This is a genomic window from Collinsella sp. CLA-ER-H5, assembly GCF_040092375.1.
Taxonomy (GTDB): Bacteria; Actinomycetota; Coriobacteriia; order Coriobacteriales; family Coriobacteriaceae; genus Collinsella.
Genome location: NZ_JBBNLR010000001.1, coordinates 233,931 through 255,132, shown reverse-complemented (window position 1 = coordinate 255,132; position 21,202 = coordinate 233,931). Strand labels below are relative to the sequence as shown.

Annotated in this window: 17 protein-coding genes, 1 tRNA gene, 1 rRNA gene and 1 pseudogene; 1 reads left to right on the top strand and 19 read right to left on the bottom strand. The window is 59.0% G+C overall.

Annotation, left to right across the window (positions count from 1 at the left end; translation table 11 throughout):
• The 10 genes from AAAX31_RS01190 to recJ all read right to left on the bottom strand — a co-directional run.
• Positions 1 to 212, bottom strand: a 16S ribosomal RNA gene (locus tag AAAX31_RS01190); the annotation flags it as partial.
• Positions 213 to 751: 539 nt separating this feature from the next.
• A complete protein-coding gene (gene rplT / locus AAAX31_RS01185; protein WP_022094123.1) occupies positions 752 to 1,111 on the bottom strand; it encodes a 50S ribosomal protein L20 in 360 nt (119 codons plus the stop codon).
• A gap of 46 nt (positions 1,112 to 1,157) precedes the next feature.
• Positions 1,158 to 1,349, bottom strand: a complete 192-nt coding sequence (gene rpmI, locus AAAX31_RS01180) for a 50S ribosomal protein L35 (RefSeq protein WP_006234422.1) — start codon at positions 1,347 to 1,349, stop codon at positions 1,158 to 1,160.
• Positions 1,350 to 1,381: 32 nt separating this feature from the next.
• Positions 1,382 to 1,951 carry a translation initiation factor IF-3 gene (gene infC / locus AAAX31_RS01175; RefSeq protein WP_349075894.1) on the bottom strand — a complete coding sequence of 190 codons (570 nt, stop codon included), beginning with the start codon at positions 1,949 to 1,951 and terminating at the stop codon, positions 1,382 to 1,384.
• A gap of 432 nt (positions 1,952 to 2,383) precedes the next feature.
• Positions 2,384 to 2,470: transfer RNA gene (locus AAAX31_RS01170), tRNA-Leu, on the bottom strand.
• Positions 2,471 to 2,509: 39 nt separating this feature from the next.
• Complete coding sequence (locus AAAX31_RS01165) at positions 2,510 to 3,943, bottom strand: transglutaminase-like domain-containing protein (RefSeq protein WP_349075891.1); 1,434 nt, start codon at positions 3,941 to 3,943, stop codon at positions 2,510 to 2,512.
• A 352-nt stretch (positions 3,944 to 4,295) separates the two neighbouring features.
• Positions 4,296 to 5,162, bottom strand: a complete 867-nt coding sequence (gene fba, locus AAAX31_RS01160) for a class II fructose-1,6-bisphosphate aldolase (protein WP_217107712.1) — start codon at positions 5,160 to 5,162, stop codon at positions 4,296 to 4,298.
• Between the two features lie 194 nt (positions 5,163 to 5,356).
• Positions 5,357 to 6,040: an MBL fold metallo-hydrolase gene (locus AAAX31_RS01155; protein ID WP_334203716.1), complete on the bottom strand. Its 684-nt coding sequence runs from the start codon at positions 6,038 to 6,040 to the stop codon at positions 5,357 to 5,359.
• A gap of 88 nt (positions 6,041 to 6,128) precedes the next feature.
• Entirely contained in the window at positions 6,129 to 8,489 is a 2,361-nt protein-coding gene (locus AAAX31_RS01150; protein ID WP_217107710.1) for a bifunctional (p)ppGpp synthetase/guanosine-3',5'-bis(diphosphate) 3'-pyrophosphohydrolase, read from the bottom strand.
• 15 nt (positions 8,490 to 8,504) lie between these two features.
• Positions 8,505 to 11,792 carry a single-stranded-DNA-specific exonuclease RecJ gene (recJ, locus tag AAAX31_RS01145; protein WP_217107709.1) on the bottom strand — a complete coding sequence of 1,096 codons (3,288 nt, stop codon included), beginning with the start codon at positions 11,790 to 11,792 and terminating at the stop codon, positions 8,505 to 8,507.
• Positions 11,793 to 12,067: 275 nt separating this feature from the next.
• On the opposite strand from recJ, the gene AAAX31_RS01140 reads away from it, so the two are divergent.
• The gene (locus AAAX31_RS01140; protein ID WP_117758811.1) at positions 12,068 to 13,066 is read left to right on the top strand and encodes a bile acid:sodium symporter family protein; all 999 of its coding nucleotides are present in this window, start codon (positions 12,068 to 12,070) and stop codon (positions 13,064 to 13,066) included.
• A gap of 30 nt (positions 13,067 to 13,096) precedes the next feature.
• Here AAAX31_RS01140 and AAAX31_RS01135 read toward each other — a convergent pair.
• The 9 genes and pseudogenes from AAAX31_RS01135 to AAAX31_RS01095 all read right to left on the bottom strand — a co-directional run.
• Positions 13,097 to 13,438: pseudogene (locus AAAX31_RS01135) on the bottom strand (hypothetical protein); the annotation flags it as partial.
• 18 nt (positions 13,439 to 13,456) lie between these two features.
• Positions 13,457 to 13,894 carry a DUF4931 domain-containing protein gene (locus tag AAAX31_RS01130; RefSeq protein WP_349075887.1) on the bottom strand — a complete coding sequence of 146 codons (438 nt, stop codon included), beginning with the start codon at positions 13,892 to 13,894 and terminating at the stop codon, positions 13,457 to 13,459.
• A 3-nt stretch (positions 13,895 to 13,897) separates the two neighbouring features.
• Positions 13,898 to 14,575 (bottom strand): copper homeostasis protein CutC, encoded by a 678-nt coding sequence (locus AAAX31_RS01125; protein WP_117758809.1) that lies wholly within the window; start codon positions 14,573 to 14,575, stop codon positions 13,898 to 13,900.
• Positions 14,576 to 14,869: 294 nt separating this feature from the next.
• Positions 14,870 to 15,583, bottom strand: a complete 714-nt coding sequence (locus tag AAAX31_RS01120) for an ABC transporter ATP-binding protein (RefSeq protein ID WP_199411351.1) — start codon at positions 15,581 to 15,583, stop codon at positions 14,870 to 14,872.
• On the bottom strand, positions 15,584 to 16,444 hold the full coding sequence (locus AAAX31_RS01115; protein WP_055287178.1) for an ABC transporter ATP-binding protein: 861 nt from the start codon (positions 16,442 to 16,444) through the stop codon (positions 15,584 to 15,586). It abuts the gene before it with no gap.
• Positions 16,434 to 17,513 carry a branched-chain amino acid ABC transporter permease gene (locus AAAX31_RS01110; protein WP_117758808.1) on the bottom strand — a complete coding sequence of 360 codons (1,080 nt, stop codon included), beginning with the start codon at positions 17,511 to 17,513 and terminating at the stop codon, positions 16,434 to 16,436. Before AAAX31_RS01110 ends, AAAX31_RS01115 begins: the two co-directional genes overlap by 11 nt.
• A 9-nt stretch (positions 17,514 to 17,522) precedes the next feature.
• On the bottom strand, positions 17,523 to 18,404 hold the full coding sequence (locus tag AAAX31_RS01105) for a branched-chain amino acid ABC transporter permease (protein ID WP_099432746.1): 882 nt from the start codon (positions 18,402 to 18,404) through the stop codon (positions 17,523 to 17,525).
• Positions 18,405 to 18,543: 139 nt separating this feature from the next.
• The gene (locus tag AAAX31_RS01100) at positions 18,544 to 19,731 is read right to left on the bottom strand and encodes an ABC transporter substrate-binding protein (protein ID WP_117758807.1); all 1,188 of its coding nucleotides are present in this window, start codon (positions 19,729 to 19,731) and stop codon (positions 18,544 to 18,546) included.
• 271 nt (positions 19,732 to 20,002) lie between these two features.
• On the bottom strand, positions 20,003 to 21,169 hold the full coding sequence (locus AAAX31_RS01095) for an ABC transporter substrate-binding protein (protein WP_117769794.1): 1,167 nt from the start codon (positions 21,167 to 21,169) through the stop codon (positions 20,003 to 20,005).
• Positions 21,170 to 21,202 lie beyond the last annotated feature (33 nt).

Here is a 21,202-nt window from a genome sequence, read left to right as displayed (position 1 = left end):
GTCGGGGCTTTAGCCGGGGTGCCATGCGGCACCCCGGGGTATCCGGTATTACCCGTCCTTTCGGGCGGCTATCCCGGGGGAGGGGGCAGGTTCTCCACGTGTTACTCAGCCGTTCGCCACTCGCTTCTATCCGAAGATAGGTGCCGTTCGACTTGCATGTGTTAGGCGCGCCGCCAGCGTTCATCCTGAGCCAGGATCGAACTCTCCGTCCAAAATATATGGGCTTCGAGCCCGTCCGGTCCTCTCAGTTCATCGCTGATCGGTTCCGTTCGATTCATATGGTTCTAGTATAGGAAAAGGAATTTCTCGGGGCCGCCTCTCGGCGGCCTTGCGAAAAACAAATCCAAGTTAGACCATTTCAAATGGTTCGATGTCTGCCCGGATGCGACACAGCTGGTGTGTCCATCCTCGCAGTATCCGGTTCTCAAGGTGCACGCCTGCGCTGGTTCCCGGTTCGACCGGGCCGCGCGGCAAGGAGATATATTGCCAGACCGCGAAGCGATGCGGGACGTCAATTCCACTCTTCACAAGTCCTACACAACCTATGGCTTTCTATATAGGAACTAGAAAGCCGAGTGCAGCAAGATCGCACGTATCAGATGATGACCCTTCGGTTAAGAGATATATAGAGATCGGTCACCTGTAGGTGTTTATCTACCCGCGCTTTTTGCTATGTAAACCAGCGCTTTCGATAAAAAAGAGGGAGTGCCGCGCACAGTGCGACACTCCCCTAGCGATTCAACAGAATCTATTAGGCCTCGAGAGCCTTCTTGGCAATGGCAGCCAGCTCGTTGAAGGACTCGATGTCCTCGTAAGCCATCTGAGCCAGGACCTTGCGGTCAAGCTCGATGCCGGCAACCTTCAGGCCGTGCATGAACTGAGAGTAAGAGATGTCGTTCAGGCGAGCGGCAGCGTTGATGCGGGTGATCCAGAGAGAGCGGATCTCGCGCTTCTTGTTGCGGCGATCACGATACTGATACTGCAGGGAGTGCTGGACCTGCTCTTTAGCATGCTTGTAAGTACGCGAAGCGGCACCGTAGTAACCCTTCGCACGGTGCATAACGGTACGGCGCTTCTTCTTGGCGGCAACAGCGCGCTTAATACGTGCCATGTTCTATCAACTCCTAGACGGTAAAACGAAAAACGGGAACGCGGACTTAGGCGAGACGCGACTTGATGACCTTGCGGTCGGCAGCGGCGATCTCGGTCTCCTGACGGAAGCCACGCTTACGCTTGGTGGACTTCTTGCTCAGGATGTGGCTCTTGAAAGCCTTGGCGCGCATAAGCTTGCCGGTACCAGTCTTGCGGAAACGCTTCTTGGTGCCGCTGTGGGACTTCATCTTAGGCATGAAATACTCCTTAATCGGTTACAGAACACTAGTTACTTGGTATCGCTTGCCGCTTTATCCTCATCGAAGGCGCCCTTAATCGGGGCGAGCAGCATAAGCATGTTACGGCCTTCCATCTTAGGCTTGGACTCGACCGTAGCGTAAAGCTTGAGATCCTCTGCGAGACGCTCGAGAACGTTAAGACCCTGCTCCGGGTGAGCCATCTCACGGCCGCGGAACATGATGGTGATCTTAACGCGTGCGCCCTTTTTGAGGAAACGCAGAACGTGGCCCTTCTTGGTCTCGTAATCGCCAACGTCAATCTTGGGTCGGAACTTCATTTCCTTGACCTCGACCTTGGACTGGTTCTTACGAGCGGCCTTGGCCTTCATGGCCTGCTGGTACTTGAACTTACCGTAGTCCATGACCTTGCAGACCGGCGGCTCCGCGTTGGGAGCGATCTCGACCAGGTCGAGACCCTGATCGTCAGCGACGCGCTGGGCATCGCGGATGGCGAACAGGCCGAGCTGAGAGCCATCGACGCCAATCAAACGGCACGAAGATGCAGTGATCTCGTCGTTGATGCGGGTGTCATCAGACTTAGCTATTTTCCCTACCTCCATTCATAAAAAAATAACCCGGCGCTTCTCAGCAACCAGGTCGTACACATAGACTTCCTCGATTTGAGGAAGGTAATCTAAGTTGTATGACCAGTCAGCTGCTCATTGGCGCCAAAAGGTGGGAACCCTCGGGTTCCTCTTTAGGGCATTGCGGGAACAACGCCTTGCGAATAATAACACGTACAGCGCGTTATCACATTACGTACACGAAAAAGGGGCCTTGACCCCCTTGAAGCGCAGGTGCATGTATGGTGCCCGAGGCGAGACTCGAAGGGACTTCGCTTCGCGAAGCCCCGGGCTTCGGGCGCATGGCGCCCTCGCCACGCTCCGCTACAAACAGGCCACAGGCCTGTTTGCTTAACGCTTCGCGCGCTCACGCGAGTTCGGCACGAAAAAGGGGGCCGCACCCCCCCCTTGAACGCTCACTTGCATGTATGGTGCCCGAGGCGAGACTCGAACTCGCACGTTGTTGCCAACGGTGGATTTTGAGTCCACTGCGTCTGCCAATTCCGCCACTCGGGCACGCAATGCGTGAGTTAGTTTATCACAGCTTTCTACCGATTAGTCCGAAAATGGAACTTCGAGCATTTCGATGAGTTCGACCGTGCGTAGCATCTCGCGCTGACGGCATCCGCGACCGTCGACCGAAGCCTCACCCATCTGGTTATCGTAAGGGTCCTCGCGCATGCCGTCGAAAGAGGGCTCAAACTCTGCCTGGAATCGATTGTTGGCCACCATACGCCATGGGTCGAGATTGCCAAAGTAGTGACGGCGGCGCCACTCCTCCCCCATCCTGTGAGCAGAAGATCCAAATGACACGTCGGCGTTGAGCCAACCGGTCTGCGGCGTATAGAACTCTGCCCAGTCGTGCGACCCCACCGAATCGGGCGCAACGTAGAGGCCGCTCTGCCAACGGGCAGGCACGCCCGCGATACGGCACATGGTGATAAACGTGAGCGCCATAACGCCGCAATCGCCGCGGAGCGAATGCGCGCAGTCATCGGCAATAGATCCCAAAAGCAAGTACGGCGGCTGATAGCGATAGTCGATATACTGCGTCAGGTAATCATAGATAGCACGGGCGCGATCGAGCGGATCCTCGAGTCCGTCAACAACACCGGCCGTCAGCTGCTGCAGATACGGCGTGAATGCAATGTGCGGACGATCCTCGGAAATATCCTCGGGCAGAGGCGCGTCCATACGCGGATGAACCGGAAGTGCGCCACCGTAGACATCACAATAAGCAGCATCGATGTGATAACGATAAGTCACCGAGAATGAGCGCTCACTCGAAGAAGACCACGAGGCGGTACGCGCCGAAGCGTTCGCGGGAGCAACAGCACCCTCCGGCGTCATGTCGAGAATCTCGACCTGAGACTGTTGGCGGCAGGTGGCGGCTACGGGAAGCCAAGCGCGAACGGTCTCCCCCTCTAGAGCGCCGGGGACAGACAAGGACGCCTTAAGCGTAATAACGCGAGTCAATCCGTTTTGTGACTCCATCTCCTTGAGCATCTCGTTGCGCAGTGCAATTCCGTCCGTAGGATCGGGACGCATGCCGGGGACCTCTTTGGGATATACGCGAAGCGAATCGAGGAAGTTGTCGAGAACGAACAGCTCGCCATCGATAAAGCGCCAGTCAATACGCTTACGGTCAATCAGATCGTCAAACTGCTCCTCGGTAAACTCAGGCCACTCCTCGCGAATCATCGCAATAGCCCGATCGCGCGACACCGAAAAATGAAGCGGCGTCTCAAGCATGCGATACCGCTCGGCACGAACGCAGGCAGCAAGCGAGGGATCGGGATTCTGCCCCAAAAGACGATCACAAGCCGCAACAGCCTGCGTCAAATATCCGGCATCCTTGAGACGAAGAATCTCGGGCGGCAGTCCAATATCGAGATGACGGAAATCATCACAGCAAACATCAACAGAGCAACCAACAGGACCCTCGTCAATGACCTTCCCATCCGAAGGCAGCACATTAATAACAGCCATACCAAACTCCAAGTCATTAGAACTCTTGAAGCCCATTGTAGCGAGATAAAAAAGAAAGCCCCAATAAAGGAACCCTCAACACCGATAAACGGTACCTAGAAAAAATGAATTCAGCCCAGTAACCCTGTAGCGAGTTAACGAAGGAGGCCCCGTTTCCCCGGAGTTGATTCCGTCGCGCGACTTCTAGCGAAGCCAGTAGCCACCTTAATTCAGACTCGTAACCCTGCGGCGTTAAACGAAGGAAGCCCCGTCCCCCGGAACTGTTTCCTTGGCGCGACTTCTGGCGAAGCCAGGTGAGCGCAAAGGAAACAGTGTAGGGAGACGGGGCTTCCGGCGGGAAGTTTAGCGACGCTTACGCCTTGTTGACGGAGCCAAACTCCTCCATGAGCTCCTTGGTGCGGGCAACGATGTTCTCGCGACCAGGCTTGAGGAGCTTGCGGGGGTCAAAGCCCTTGCCCTGCTGATCCTTGCCAGCCTCGATATACTCGCGAACGCCCTTGGCGAAGACGAGCTGCAGATCGGTGTTGACGTTGATCTTGGAGATACCCAGGGAGATGGCCTTCTTGATCTGATCCTCGGGGATGCCGGTGCCACCGTGCAGGACGAGGGGCAGGTCGCCGGTCTGAGCCTTAATCTCGCCCAGGCGCTCGAAGGAAAGGCCAGCCCAGTCGGCAGGGTACACGCCGTGGATGTTGCCGATACCGCAGGCGAGGAAGTCGACGCCCAGGTCAGCAATCTGCTTGCACTCAGCAGGATCAGCGAGCTCGCCGCTGGAGGTCACGCCGTCCTCGGTGCCGCCGATGCCGCCGACCTCGGCCTCGATGGACATGCCCTTGGAGTGGGCAAGCTCAACGAGCTCCTTGGTGCGGTCGAGGTTAAGCTGGAAGGTCTCCTCGTGAGAGCCGTCATACATGATGGACGTGAAGCCGGCCTCGATGCACTTGAAGCAGTCCTCGTAAGAACCGTGATCGAGGTGAAGGGCGACGGGAACGGTAACGCCCGTGGCCTCGACGGCAGCCTTGACCATGTCGGCGCAGACCTTGAAACCGCCCATCCACTTAGCGGCACCAGCGGTGCACTGAAGGATCAGCGGAGACTTGGCCTCCTCGGCGGCCTGGAGAATAGCCAGGGTCCACTCGAGGTTGTTGGTGTTGAAGGCACCGAGACCGTACTTGCCGGCCTCGGCCTTCTTGAGCATGTCTGCTGCGTTGACGAGCATAAAAGAAACCTCCTGTAAGGTTGCTCCGATAACGCCTGAGATTTTACCACGACATACCCGAGCATAAACGTTCGTTTGTTCACGAATACCATCCGATTGGACAAATTTTGACCGTTTGCCCCACAGAATCGACCCACTGGGGAAAATAGCTTGACGATTGAGCGGTCTTCGTGGTTCGGACGACGGCTTCGAGCCTACATCTGCATAAACGGGTTCTGCATAAGTTCGCGCGCCATCGTGGTCGAATCGCCATGGCCCGTCAAGCAAACGGTATCGGGCGGAAGCATCTTGGCAAGTTTGGAGAGCGAGCGCATAATCGCCGCCTCGTCACCGCCGGAAAGATCGGTACGACCGTGGCTGCCCGGGAAAAGCGTGTCGCCCACAAAGGCGATGTTCCCCCGCTCGGTCGCGGCGAACAGGACGATGCCGCCCGGCGTATGCCCCGGCGTCTCGATCACCTGCAGGCAGACGTCGCCCACCTCGATTGTATCGCCCTCGGCAAGCAAACGCGTCGGCTCACCCGGATCGGGTGTCTCGATACCCCACATGGCGCGCTGCTCCTCGATATTTGCGCGAGGTACCGTCACGTCCTTAGCGCACAACTCATATAGCGCGCTGTCGCCAACGACAGCTCGAACCCCGGCAACCCCGCCAACATGGTCGGCATGACCGTGCGTGCAGACAGAGCCGAGTACGCGCACCTCAGGATGCGCGGTGCGGATATGCTCCACTAGACACTCGCCCTCCCACGCCGGATCGACGATTAAGCACTCGTCATTCGAAATCACGGCGTAACTGTTGGTCTGAATGGGGCCGTTGACGAGCGCCTCAATCGAAGCCGCACCTCGGGGTGTCAGGTCCAAAGTCATATCGCCCATGCGCATACCCTCCTTCTAAAATACGTTCGAGGCACCAAACGATGCCTCGAACGTAACCAATATCTATGATGCTGAGAGGCTCTCGCACCTACACACGGCGCTTGAGCTGAGCTCCGCCTTCGCCGGGCATAAGACGGCGAGCGTCGTAGACCGAATCGACACTGCTGATGGAAGCCAGCAGCGGATCCAGACCACTCGCGTCCGAGATCTCGACCATAAAGCGCAGGGTTGCAATACCCTCGCGGTTGGTCGACGTGGCGGCAGAAAGGATATTGCCGCCCGCATCGCCAATGGCAATGGTGACATCCTTGAGCAGGCCCATACGGTCCAAGCACTCGACCACGATCTCGACCTGGAAGAGGGTGTCGGCAGCGCCGTCCCACTCCACATCGATCATGCGCTCGGGATGTTCCATAAGACCCTTGACGTTGGGGCAGTTGGCGCGATGTACCGAAACGCCACGACCGCGCGTGATGAAGCCGACGATGTCGTCGCCCGTCACGGGGTTGCAGCAATGAGCCAGACGGACCAGCAGGCCGCTGTTGCTCTCGCCCTTGACGATAATGCCGTTACTTGCGCTCTTGCCGCGCTTTTGCGGCTTGCGGTTGGAGCCGCGAGCAGGCTGTTTCACGACCTCGGCGATAGCCTCGGCCTTGGTGAGCTGTTCCTCGGGCTTGGGGTCCAAGATTTGCTCGACCTTATTGCCCACAGCGCGCGGGGCAACCTTGCCGGCGCCGACGGCGGCAAACAGGTCCTCGAGCTGCTTGAAGTTAAACTGCTCCGCTACGGCGTTGAGCGCACGCGTTGATCGCGGCGTAGAGATGCCATACCCGCGCTTGCGCAGGTCCTTGGCCAGTATATCGCGGCCGGCAGCAGCGTCATCGTCTTTGGTCGCGGCGGCGAAGTAACGGCGAATCTTTGATTTGGCCGAAGGTGTCTTGACGATCTTAAGCCAATCGCGCGACGGCTTAGAGCTCTTGTTAGTCAGAATCTCGACACGGTCACCCGTCTTGATTTCGTGCGTGAGCGGCGCCACCGCACCGTTGATCTTGGCGCCGACGCAGTGGTTACCGACCTCGGTATGAACGGCGTAGGCAAAGTCGAGCGGTGTAGAGCCGGCACGAAGCGCCATGACCTCGCCTTTGGGCGTAAAGACAAAAATTTCCTGGTCGAACAAGTCGACCTTCAGTGAGTGCAGGTATTCCTTGGCATCGGTGATCTCGTCAGACGCCGCCCAGTCGAGTGAGTGCTTAAGCCAGTTGATCTGGTCGTCCAGACGCTGCGCATCGTTGGTCTTAGAGGCAGACGATCCGCCCGACTTCTTGTACAGCCAGTGGGCGGCGATGCCGTACTCGGCCTGCTCATGCATCTCGTAGGTTCGAATCTGAATCTCAAGCGGGCGGGCCGTGGGGCCGATAACCGTCGTATGGAGTGACTGGTAGTTATTGACCTTGGGCATGGCGATATAGTCTTTAAAGCGACCGGGCATGGGATGCCACAAGGTATGCACGGCACCAAGCGTGGAATAGCAATCGCGCACCGAATGAGTGATGACGCGCAGCGCCACCAGGTCGTAAATCTCGGAGAACTCCTTGCCCTTGCGCTTCATCTTTTGATAGATGGACCAATAGTGCTTGGAACGACCGTTGATCTGAAAGCCCTCAAGACCAATGCGATTGAGCTCATCGGTGAGCGTCTTGATGGTCTCGGCAAGATAGCGCTCGCGAACCTCGCGCGATTCGGCTACCATGCGCGCGATGCGCTGGTAGGCATCGGGCTCCAAGTAGAAGAAGGACAGGTCCTCGAGCTCCCACTTGATTGAGCTCATGCCCAGGCGGTCGGCCAGAGGCGCGTATACGTCCATGGTCTCGCGCGCCTTAAACAGACGGCGGTCCTCGCGCAGGGCGGCAAGCGTGCGCATGTTATGCAGGCGGTCGGCGAGCTTGACGATGATGACGCGAATGTCCTTGGACATGGCGAGGAACATCTTGCGCAGCGTGAGGGCCTGCTTCTCGTCCATGCTGTCGACTTCGATGTTGGTGAGCTTGGTCACGCCATCGACGAGCTCGGCCACCGTATCACCAAACAGACCCGAAACATCGGTAAGCGAGGTCTCGGTATCCTCGACGGTATCGTGCAGCAGCGCGGCGCACACCACATCGCAGTCCATCTTAAGATCGGCCAAAATGATGGCAACCTCGACGGGATGGTTAATGTACATCTCGCCCGAGCGCCGCTTTTGGTTGCAGTGCTTCTCGGCAGCAAAGCAGTAGGCCTGCTCCACCTTGGAGAAGTCATCCTCATTCATATATTTGAGGCACAGGCGCTCCAGCTTGTCGTAGCTGTCCGCCATAATCTCGGGCGGCAGCTCATCAGCATGCTTATAGTGCTCCATCTCCGAGAACGGCTGGAGGGTGGAATCATGGGCGGTACGGGCTGCGGCATCCATCGAGGTCCCCTTCCCCTAGGCCCGCGGTACGATCGGGCGGTTAACTTTGGCTAGCATATCAGAAGCGCACGAATCGAGCGCCCAGCTCCGGAAAGCCGAGAACTCCATGCGCGAGCGCAAGCCCTCCAAATAGCGAATTGACCTGCTTAATTGCACGCGACCGGGATTTTCGGCCATCGCGATGCGACGCGTATCGTCAAACCCCGAAACGCGACAGAAACCAAGCTCTTCGAAGATTCCCAGGCCGCTTTCCACCGAGCGCTCGTCGACCGGCGTGCGAGCATCGATGGCAAGACACATCTGAGCGATGTCGATATCGCTCGCGCAGAATGAATCGTCCCCCGTCTTGCCGCGGTTGGAGCGCCACATGGTCTGCAGCGCTCGATAGAGCGTGACAAGCTCATCGCGCTCGGGCGCGTAACAATCGAGCAGGCGCTCGTTAATTCGGGCGTCGCGCGACGAATAGAGCAGGTGAATCACGGCGGGCTGGCCATCGCGGCCGGCACGGCCACTCATCTGGTTAAACTCAATCGCACCAAACGGCATGTGGTAGAGCACGACATGGCGGATATCGGGCAGGTTGACGCCCTCACCAAAAGCCGAGGTTGAAACGATGCAGCTGAGACTTCCGTCTCTAAAGGCTTCTTCAACACGGCGGCGATCGGAGCGCGCAAGCCCGGCGTTATAGAACGCGATATGGGTCGCACAGTCAGGCACGCGTTTGCGCAACGTCTTGGCAAGCGCCACGGACTGGTCGCGCGAGTTCACGTAAATGACGGTCTTCTCCCCCGTCGCCACGATCGACACCAGGCGATTTTCGCGGCTCGCAAGGTCACGGTCGTCCTCGAGCTGCAGGTTCTCGCGAACGGTCTCGTCGACCACCGTCCTGGTAATCGGTAATACACGAGCAAGCTCCGCCACAACCGGAGCCGTCGCGGTAGCCGTTGCCGCCATGACAACGGGGTCGCCCAGGGCCTTGAGGATATCGGGCATGTCGAGATAGGCGCTGCGGTCGCCGCCCTTGGCAAGACCGGCATGATGCGCCTCATCGATAACGACAAAACCGATGCGCCCCGAACGCGCAAAGCGATCGCGGTGAATGGACAGAAACTCGGGCGTCGTGAGCACGATGCCGGTGCGGCCCGAAGCCAAGCCGGCAAACACGTCATCGCGCGCCGCTTCCACGGTCTCGCCGGTCAGCACGCCTACGCCAATGCCGAGCGCGGCCATCGTCGAGGAAAGGTGATAGGCCTGGTCGGCAACGAGCGCGCGCAGCGGATAGACAAAGATACTCGCACGCCCGCGAAGAACCGCCTCGCGCGCGGCATGCACATGGAAGATAAGAGACTTGCCGCGCCCCGTTCCCATAACGGCCAGAACACTTTGGTGATCGGCCAGGGCATCGAGCGCCTCGACCTGCGCGCGGTGCGGCTGGTTCGATCCGATAAAGCTGTGAATGAGCGAGCGCGTGAGCTCGGTATAGGAAAGCTGGGCAAGCGTCTCGCGTTTACGCGACTCCAGGCGCAGTCCAGAATCCGCCGGTTGTACGCCGCGGCGAAGCTCACATGCCGGGTCGTCAACGCTGGGTGCCGTGGTATCGCGGACCAAGACATCTTTGATCATGAGCTTGGGCTTCACACGTCCCTGCCAATGCTCGGCAACGGCCTCGAATACCAAGTCGACGGCGCTGTCGCAATTGATAAGCCTATCGATCTGCGGTACGCGGAACATAATGGCAGGCACACTCGCGGCTCCATCCGTCGCCACGAAGCGCATATGCTCGCCGGTCTTACCCACCACGGCACGATCACACATCGTCACGCCCTCGGCAGCCAGCAGCGGCACCTTATTACCCTGGCCAAACGGCTCAAGGCGGGAAATCTGCTCGATGGTCTCGATATTCAATTCGGAAAGGTCGACCGTGGCGGCAACCTCATCGGTGTCCTCAAAGTCCTCGGCGGGAAGCTCGGACAGCACAGCGGAAAGGCGACGACGGAACTCGTCGAGCTTGGACGCCTCGATGGTCACGCCCACCGCACCGGCATGCCCGCCGCGGCGAATCAGCAGGTCGGAACAGCGCTCGACGGCTTCGAACAGGTTGACCTTGCCCACCGAGCGGCCCGAGCCACGTGCTATACCGTCCTCGATAGAGAAGAGCAACGCCGGCACGTGATATCGGTTGGTAAGGCGGCTCGCCACGATGCCTTTAACGCCCTCGTGCCAGCCCTCGCCACCCACGACGATTGCGCGACCGCCATCATAGGTCTCCTCGACCTTTGCCATGGCATCACGCGTGAGCTCCGCCTCAATCTCGCGACGCTGACGGTTGATCTCCTCGAGCTCGGCCGCCAGTGCACTTGCCTCGATAGGATCGCGGGCAAGCAGCAGGTCGAGCGCCAGCTTGGGATCGGCCATGCGGCCGGCGGCGTTTAAGCGGGGAATGAGCGAGAACGATAGACCGTCCGCCGTAATGGTAGCCAGATCGGCCTTGGCGAGCGCTGCAAGCGCGATGTAACCGGGACGAGCCGTCACGCGCATCTGCTGGATGCCCTCGGCGACCAGTGCGCGATTCTCGGGCGTGAGCGGCATCATGTCGGACACGGTGCCCAGTGCCGCGACCTCAATCAGCGAACGCCAATACGACGGCTTGCCCAGACGCTCGCCCAAAACCTGCACCAGCTTGAGCGCCACACCGGCACCGGCAAGTTCACGCGAGGGGCCCTTATCCTCGAGTTTAGGGTCGGTCAGGGGCACGCCCTGCGGCACCTGATCGGAGGGCTCGTGATGGTCCGTGACCACCAAATCGATCCCCAGGCTCTCCAGATAGGAAACCTCTTCTTTGGCGGCAATGCCGTTATCGACGGTCACGATCAGCTGGGGACGAGCGAGCTCGTTAACGCGGTCGAGCGCCGCGCGCGAAAGACCGTAGCCCTCGTCAAAGCGATGTGGAATAAACGGCGTAACATCGGCGCCAAACGTGCGCAGTGCCTCGGTCAACAGACAGGTCGATGTAATACCGTCGACGTCGAAATCACCAAAGACGGCGATGCGTTCGCGGTTGCGAATAGCACGCTCGACGCGGTCGGCAACGACCGACATGCCCGGGATAATGAGTGGATCGGCCCAATCACGGTCGAGCGAAGGCGTCAAAAATAGCTGGCCTTCCTCGATGGATGTAATGCCGTGCGCAACCATAATGCGCGCCACCAGCCCGGGTATGCCCAGACCAGCCGAAAGCTCCTTTTCGAGCTCGGGATTTTGCTGAGCGACCGCCCAGCGATGCGTCGTCTTAAGCGATGACATAGGCGCCCACCCCCGATAGGGGCAGGTCGCCGCAATACCTCTCACGGTTCATAGCGATGAGTCCTCTGTGTATGCCCGCTTCGGCAGGCAGATCTGTTGAACGGATTTATTATACCGTGCAGCGTGGACGCACAACGTCCAGCACGCCGTGGTTTCGATAAACGAGGGCGGTAATACCCTCGAAATAATCGAGCGTTTCAGCCACACGGACGCGTGCGAGCGTCTAGCATATCCATTCAAAACGGATTCACGAGCAAAGGGAGTCGCAAGCGCATATGAAGCAATGGGTTGGACTGGGCAAATTTCTCGCGGGATACATGCAGGTCATCGTTCCGATTTGCGTGGCGCTCGGTGTGCTCTTTCCCCAGCAGATTGGCGTACTCAAGCCTATCGTTCCCGCCCTGTTTGCCTTTATGACGTTTCAGGGTGCGCTCAGCAACACCTTCCACCAGGTAACCGAGGTGTTCCGCCGTCCGCTGCACCTGGTCTTGGCGTTGCTCGTCTCGGCGGTGCTTATCCCTATCGCAGCCTATGCCATGGGATCGTTATTCTTTGGCTCCAATCCCAACCTTGTCTGCGGTATCGTGCTCGAGTACAGCGTACCTGTGGCAGTCACTGCCTTTATGTGGATTAGCATGTTCGGCGGCAACGGCCCGCTCGCGCTCACCATCATCCTGACGTCCTCGGTCATCTCACCTGTGACGATTCCTCTTACGCTCAAGCTCTTGCTGGGCGCCACCGTCTCGATCGATGTGCCGAGCATGATGCAGGACATGGCCTTTATGATCGCCATCCCCGCCGTGCTCGGCATCGTGATCAATGAACTCACGCGCGGCTGGGGTCATGAGAAACTCTCCCCCGCGCTCTCGCCCGCCTGCAAGTTCATGATGATGGGGGTCATCGCGTCCAACTCCACCGCCATGAGCGAGTACGTGCTGCACATGAACGCGGTGCGCCTGGAAGTCGCCCTCTTTATCCTTTCGTTCGCCATCAGTGGCTTTATCATCGGCATCCTGGTCGCACGTGCCCTGCATCTGCCGTATAGCGAGACGACCACCATGTGCTTTACCTGCGGCATGCGTAACATCTCTTCGGGCGCCGTCATCGCCACACAGTACTTTCCCGGCGAGGTCGTATTCCCCGTCATGTGCGGTACGCTGTTTCAACAGGTGCTGGCCTCGATTATCGGACATCTCTTTGAGCGCCTGACCGGCGAGGAGCGCGCCAAACAGCGCAAGCGGGTCAAGGCCGGCCGCGACGCGATGGCAAGCTAGGCAGCACGCTTTTCGCAGGCACTCGCCTTGCTACGCGAGCGTTTCCAGATGCGCGCGTAGGCGCTCGGCATCGACATCGAGCGTTGTCTCGGCATTGACCTGGGCCAAACGATAGCCCACAAAGTAGGGCGAAACCACCCAACGTGGCAGCGCCTTGGCAATGGTCCGGCCGTCCATGTGGTAGAAGAACAAGTTGTACGACTCCGCACGACCGCCGTGGTGCTCGTGCAGGATATAGCACAGAGCTACCTGGATCGCATCGGCAAACAGGCCCGCTTCGGCTTGGTCGCGGGCGTCGTCGCTGGCGGCGATTCCCTGTGGAGCCGAGACGTTGACCTCAAAGAATCCCATGATCGGCTCGGTTGAGATGTTGACCGCGACCCTCCCGTGTCACCAAACATCGATGCCTTCAAAGTTGGCTGAGGTCAGCGCCGCATAGCCGTCCTCCTGTTCCAAGCCCACAATCTGCATGTGTGGATGGACGAGGCTGCCGCCCGAAAGCGGGCCTTTGTTCTTGTACATGAGCACACTGCGGTACTGTTGGGAATCGATCATCTGCTGCCAGCAGCCCAGGGCAAACCGCATCACATGATGCAGCTCATCCGGTTCATAGGTCACCAGGTCGGCGTCGTGATTGGCCGACTCGATCAATACGGTCTGACGGGTGGCCCGCAAGGTCTTGAACTTATTCTCGAGCCAGATGCAGTCACCATCGCGCTGGATGATGTTGGCGAGCCCCTCCGTGTCGCAAAAAGGGCACGCGGTGCCAAGGCGACGATTATCGTCGGGCTTGCCGCTCGCCTGCTGAACGTCAAATACCAGCGCCACGGGTTATACCTCCAGCGGCACGATCTTGGTGCCATGGAGCTCGGAGACGCCTAGCGCCGCCGCGACCGCGTCGCGATTTGCCGTAGTAATGCCGCCGCCGGGAAGGATGGTCAAACGATCGCCCGCATACTCGATTAAACGAGCCAGGTGATCGAAATTATCCTCGATCGACGTGCCGGCAGCGCCGCCATGCGTGAGGATGCGCGTAACGCCGCAGTCGGCAAGCGTATCAATCGCATCGAGCTGAGCCTCGGGCGAGAGCTGGTCAAATGCCATGTGGAAGGTGATGTCGATGGGCTCACGCTTGCACTCCTCGGTCGCGCAGCCCGCAGCCATCACGAGAGCGCCCAGCGTAAGATCGTCGAGCGCCCAGCCGCTGGCACAGGGCTTGCAGCAGCCAAAGACCAGGCCGTCAACGCCGGCGCTCACAGCAAGGCCCAAGTCCATCTCCATCATGCGCAGCTCGTCCTGGTCGTAGTGAAAGTCGCCGCCACGCGGGCGAATCATGCACATCACCCGTGCATCGTGCTCGTGGACATAGTTGGTCGTAGCGCTGATAACGCCGGCCGAAGGCGTGGTGCCACCAACGGCAAGGTTGTCGCACAGCTCGATACGCCTTGCACCGGCATCGATAGCCGCCGGCACCCGCTCAAAGTTCTCGGCACAAAACTCGTACACCATAGATAGACCCCCAGATGACATTTCTATTTCCACACGGCATTGTCGCACTTTAAAAACCAACCCGCATGACAGAGCAAAATGATTTGGTGGGGACGAAGGAAAACGTCCCCAACGACTACCTCCAACGCCGCAGGCAGAGGACGGACAGCGAGCGGGCACCAGAGCGAACAGATTGGCATGAAAAGAGGGCGGCATAGACCTTCTGGTCATGCCGCCCTCTTTGAATGACAAGCTGTCGCTCTGGTGCCCGCGCAGCGTCGACTGGTCCGCCGTTCGGTAGAACGGCGGAACCGCCTAACCGCCCAAGTAAGCTTTGCGGACGTTGTCGTCGTGCAGCAGCTCTTGACCAGTGCCGGTCATGGTGATCTTGCCGGTCTCGAGCACGTAACCGCGTGTGGCGATGGAAAGCGCCATCTGCGCGTTTTGCTCGACCAGAAGCACCGTGGTACCGGCCTTGTGCAAGTCCTCGACAATCTGGAAGATCTGTTCGATCAGAATCGGTGCCAGACCCATGGAAGGCTCGTCGAGCATGAGCAGTTTGGGGTTACTCATAAGGGCGCGCCCCATAACGAGCATCTGCTGCTCGCCGCCTGAAAGGGTGCCGGCGACCTGGCGACGACGTTCCTTCAGGCGCGGGAACTGCTCGTAGACGCGCTCCAGGCCCGGAGCCACCGTGGACTTGGGCTGCGTATAGGCACCCATCTCCAGGTTCTCCTCGACCGTCATCTGCAAAAAGGCGCGACGACCCTCGGGAACCTGAGCCAGGCCCTTACCAACCAGCTTATCAGCGGGCGTATGAGTAATGTCCTCGCCCATAAACTTGATGGAACCGGTCTTGGAACGCAGCAGGCCCGAGACGGTCTTGAGCGTTGTGGACTTGCCGGCACCGTTGGCACCAATCAAGGCCACGATCTCGCCCTCGTTAACGTTAAAGGAGATGTCCTTAATGGCGTGGATGGCGCCGTACCAGACGTTGATGTTGTAGACGGAAAGCATCAGCTCTGCCATTTAGTTCTCCCCCTTATCCTGCTTGCCCAGATATGCCTCAATAACAGCGTCGTTGTTCTGGATTTCCTCTGCCGTGCCCTTGGCGATGACCTTACCAAAGTTGAGCACGCAGATGCCCTCGCAGATGTTCATAACGAGCGACATATCATGCTCGATAAGCATGATGGCAATGCCGAAGGTGTCGCGAATCTTAACGATGTTCTCCATGAGTTCCGCGGTCTCGGACGGATTCATGCCGGCGGCAGGCTCGTCGAGCAGCAGCAGCTTGGGGTTGGTGGCAAGCGCGCGGACGATCTCCAGACGACGCTGAGCGCCGTAAGGCAGCGATCCGGCCTGTTCATTTGCCAGGTGCTCCATGTCAAAAATGGACAGCAGCTCCATGGCACGCTCGTGGGCGGCCTTCTCGTGCTTCCAATACGTCGGCAGGCGCAGCACGCCCTCAAAGCCGGAGTAGCGCTCCTGGTTGTGCAGGCCGACCTTAACGTTGTCCTCCACCGTCATGGTGTTGAACAGGCGAATGTTCTGGAAGGTACGGGCGATGCCCATACGGTTGACCTGATAGACCGACTTGCCAGAGGTGTCCTCGCCGTCGAGCAGGATGGTGCCGTGCGTGGGCTGATACACCTTGGTGAGCAGGTTGAAGACCGTGGTCTTACCGGCACCGTTGGGGCCGATGAGACCGGCGATCTCGGTCTTGCCGATAGTCAGGCTAAAGTCGTCGACTGCCTTAAGGCCACCGAACTCAATGCCCAGGTGGATGCACTCGAGTGCCGGGCGCTCGCCCAGGTCGCGGTCGGGAACGATGGCGCCAGAAGGATACGGGACCATCTTGCCCTTGTTGAACTCAAACTTACTGGGCATCGGCTGCCACCTCCTTCTTGGAAGCAAAGCGGTCCTTGACGCGACCGAAGAACGCCTTGAGCTGCGGGTTGTTGGTAAAGATCATGACCAGGATCAGCACGATGGCGTAGATGAGCATGCGGTAGTCCGAGAACTGACGGAGCAGCTCGGGGAGCACCGTGAGCAACGCCGCCGCGATGACGGAGCCGCGCATATTGCCCAGACCGCCCAGGACCACGAACACCAGGATGAGGATGGACGTGTTGAAGTCGAACTTGGTGGCGGAGAGCTGCGAGAAGTTACCGCCGAAGAGAGCTCCGGCAGCACCGGCGAGGGCAGCGGAAACCACGAAGGCAATCATGCGGTACTCGGTGACGGAGATGCCTACGGACTCGGCTGCAATCTTGTTATCGCGCACGGCCATAATGGCACGGCCGGTACGGCTGCGAACCAGGTTGAGCACGATCACGAGTGCGACCATGACCAGGATGGCACCGGCGAGGAAGGTCGAATAGGTCGACACGCCCGATGCGCCCTGCGCGCCCTTGATGATGGCGGTGCCGTCCTCGAGCAGATGCAGGTCGTCGATCGTAGAGTTGCCCGTGATGTTAAAGATCACGTGCAGGCCGCGGGAGTCGACGCCCACAATAAGGCAGGTGACGATCTCTTTGATGATCTCGCCAAAAGCCAGGGTCACGATGGCCAGATAGTCGCCGCTCAGGCGCAGGACCGGGATACCGATCAAGAAGCCCAGGATGGCGGCAGCGATGGCGCCGACCACGATGCTGATGATAAGGCGCACAGGATCGGAGGGAACGGCGCTCTCGAGGGCGACCGCGGTGACGATGCCCGTGTAGGCACCGACACTCATAAAGCCCGCATGACCCAGCGACAGGTCGCCCGCGATGCCGACGACGAGGTTGAGGGAAATGGCCATGACGATATAGGCCGTGATGGGAACCAGCTGACCGGCGATCATGCGCGGAATCATGTGGTTCGACTGCATAAAGAACACGATGGCGAAGGCCACGATGCACATGGCGTACGTAACAAAGTCGTGACGCGTCTGCTTGTCTTTAAGAAACTTCATAACGCTCACCTACACCTTCTCGGGGACGTACTTGCCCAAGAGGCCGGCAGGCTTGACGAGCAGGACGATGATCAGAACACCAAAGACGATGGAGTTGGCAAGGCTCGTGGAAATGTAAGCCTGTGCCATCGCCTCGATGATGCCGATGAGAATGCCACCGACAAAGGCGCCGGGGATGGAGCCGATGCCACCGAAGACGGCGGCGTCGAAGGCTTTGATGCCAGGCATGGCACCCGTCGTGGGCTGCAGCACCGGCGAGTAGGAGCACAGGAGCACACCGGCGATGGCGGCAAGGGCAGAGCCGATGGCGAACGTCATCGAGATGGTACGGTTGACGTTGATGCCCATGAGCTGAGCGGCGGCCTTGTCCTCGGACACGGCGCGCATGGCTTTGCCCATCTTGGTCTTACCTGTAAAGAACATCAGGCCGGCCATGATAACCAGGCAGGCGACGATGGTGACGAGCGAGACGGCGCTTACGTTGAACTTGGCCAAGAACTCCGGCACCTGGAAGGTGACGAGCGAAGTAAAGTTCTTGGGCGTGGCGCCCCACAGAAGCTGCGCGGCGTTCTGCAGGAAGTAGGACACGCCGATAGCCGTGATCAGAACGGCCAGCGGGCCTGCTTGGCGCAGCGGCTTATAGGCCAGACCCTCAATGAGAACACCGAGAACCGTGCAGACCACACAAGAGAGAACTACAGATGCCCAGCCCGGGAGGCCGAGATACGACGTGGCACAGAACGAGACATAGGCACCGACCATGATGACGTCGCCGTGAGCGAAGTTGAGCATCTTGGCGATACCGTAGACCATGGTGTAGCCCAACGCGATGATGGCGTAGACGCTGCCCATGGACAGGCCGTTGACCAGGTATTGGATAAAGACCGTCATGTTCCACATCCCCCTTTCGAATAGGTTTCCAGTTGATGCATGAAACAGGGACGTTACATCGTCCCTAGATACCAAGCAAGCAGGGAAGGCCAAAACCTCCCCTGCTTGGGATCAAAACCGCTCTATGTAAGGCGGCCAATTAGGCCTGTACGTACTTGCCGTCGGTGATGACGTAAGCCGTGGGCTCCTTCTGGACCTGGCCCTTATCGTTCCAGGTGAGCTTGCCGGTCAGACCGTCAACGGTAATCTTGAGCATAGCCTTGGACAGCTTCTCGGCGGCCTCGGTCGGATCGGCGTCGACGCCAAGACCGGCCTCCTTGAGGGCCTCGGCCACCGCGTGCACGCCATCGTAGGCATCGGCGGCAAACTGGTCGGGGGTATCGCCGTACTTATCCTTGTAAGCGTTGACGAAGTCGGCGTTCTTCTCGTCGTCGGCGGAGAACGGGGTCATGAGCAGCAGACCCTCGGCAAGAGAGGTATCGAAGCCCTCAACGCCCAGGATGCCGTCCATGCCGTCGCAGCCCATCATCTTGACGTCGTAGCCCATGTCCTTGGCGTTCTTGAGCAGGACGGACGCCGGCGTGTAGTAGATCGGCGCAAAGATCATGGTGGCGCCGGCCTGCTTGGCCTTGGTCAGCTGGTTCGTAAAGCTCGTGGCGGAGTCGTCCTTAAAGGTCTCCTCGTCAACAATCTCGAGCTTGGACTCAGCGGCCTGGGCCTTAAAGGAATCTGCGATGCCCGAAGAATATGCGTCGCCGGAGTTATAGAACAGCACGAACTTCTCGTCCGCATACTTCTGCGCCAGGAACTTGGCAGCGTTGACACCCTGGTTGGGGTCGGTGAAGCAAACCTGGAAGACACAATCCTTGCCGTCGGTGACGTCCTCGGAGGACGCGGACGGGGTGATCATGAACGTCTTGGGGTCGTTACCACACTCGGCGGCAACGGCAACCGACGCACCCGTGGTGGTCGGGCCGACGAGGGCCTGCATGCCCCAGTCGAGCAGGGTGTTAAAGGCGTTGACGGCCTTCTCGCCATCGGCCTGGTCATCCTCGGCCTTGCTAGCAAGCGGCAGCTCCTTGGTCGAGAAATCCTTGCAGCCAAGCTCGACACCCTGGGTAACGGACTTGCCGTAGGACGCGTTGGCGCCGGTCAGCGGGCCGATGGTGCCGATCTTAAACGAAGCGTCGCCCGACGCGGAACCGCTGTCGCCGCCGTTGGAGGAGCAGCCAGCTAGAATGGACATCGCCCCCAGACCTGCTGCGCTCGCGATAACGCTCCTGCGATTCATAACAGGGTTCAATGACTTACCGGTGAGGCTCGACATGCGGCTCTCCTCTCAAATCTCGTCGGGTTTCGGTTACCCGACAGGCCATCCTTCGCCGTGTTCGGCGTTCGCAAAATAGTAGACGCTTTAGTTGAGAAAAGTGACGATTATTTCAACTTTTCTTTTGTTTTGTCCATTTATCCATAATTATGCGTATTTCTATCGATTTATGCAGTTTAGCCACTTTATTGTGTGAAAGTAATATTTCCATTCTGTTACAAGCGCCCCTGCCCTGATTAAAACACCCTCACCGGTCGCGTTTTGTACGCACCTAGGCGGCGATGTACTTGCCGTCCTGAATCACATAGGCCGTAGCGGGCTTTTCAACCTGGCCCTTGTCGTTCCACGTCAACTCGCCCGTCAGGCCCTCGATCTTGATCTTGCGCATGGCCTTGGCAAGGTCGCCGGCAATGTCGGCGCCGTCGGCCGTAATGTCAATGTCTGCCTTATCGATGGCCTCGACAATCGCGTGGACGCAGTCATAGGCATCGGCGGCAAACTGGTTGGGCGTCTCGTCGTAGGCATCCTTATAGGCCTTGACGAAGTCGGCATTCTTCTCATCGTCAGCCGAAAACGGGGTCATGAGCAGTACGCCCTCGGCAAGAGAGGTATCGAAGCCTTCCACAGAGAGCAGGCCGTCCATGCCGTCGGTACCCATGAGGGTCATGTCGTAGCCCATGTCCTTGGCGTTCTTGAGCAAAACGGACGCCGGCGTGTAGTAGATCGGCGCAAAGATGAGCGTGGCGCCGGACTCCTTGGCCTTGGTGAGCTGGTTGGTAAAGCTCGTGGAAGAGTCGTCCTTAAAGGTCTCGGTATCGACGATGTCGAGCTTGGACGCCTTGGCCTGCTCGGCAAAAGCGTCGGCAACGCCCGAGCTATACGTATCGCCGGAGTTGTAGAACAGGGCGATCTTGGCATCCGCGTACTTCTCGGCCAAGAACTTTGCGGCGCTGGCGCCCATGGTGGGATCGGTGAAGCAAACCTGGAAAACCGTGGTCTTGTCCTTGGTGACGTCGAGCGACGAGGCCGAGGGCGTGACCATGAGCATATCGTCGGCGATCTCGCCCGAGACGGCGACGGCAGCACCGGTCGTGACGGGGCCGACGAGCGCCTGCATGCCCCAGTCGCACAGGGTATTGAAGGCGTTGATGGCCTTCTCGCCGTCAGCGACGTCGTCCTCGGACTTAAGCGAGAGTTTGAGGTCCTTGGTCGAAAAATCCTTGGCGGCGAGCTTGGCACCCTTCTCGGCCGAAACGCCATAGGTTGCCGCGGCGCCGGTCAGAGGGCCGATGACACCAATCTTGAAGGTCTTGCCGTCATCGGCGGAGCCGCCGTCCGAGCCACCCGACGAGCAACCAGCGAGTGCCGCGGTGCTACCGAACGCCGCGGCACCAGCCAAGAAACTCCTGCGGTTAAGTACGTTATTGATGCTAAACATGGTATCCCCCTTTTCGCTGGCCGCGGTGCGGCC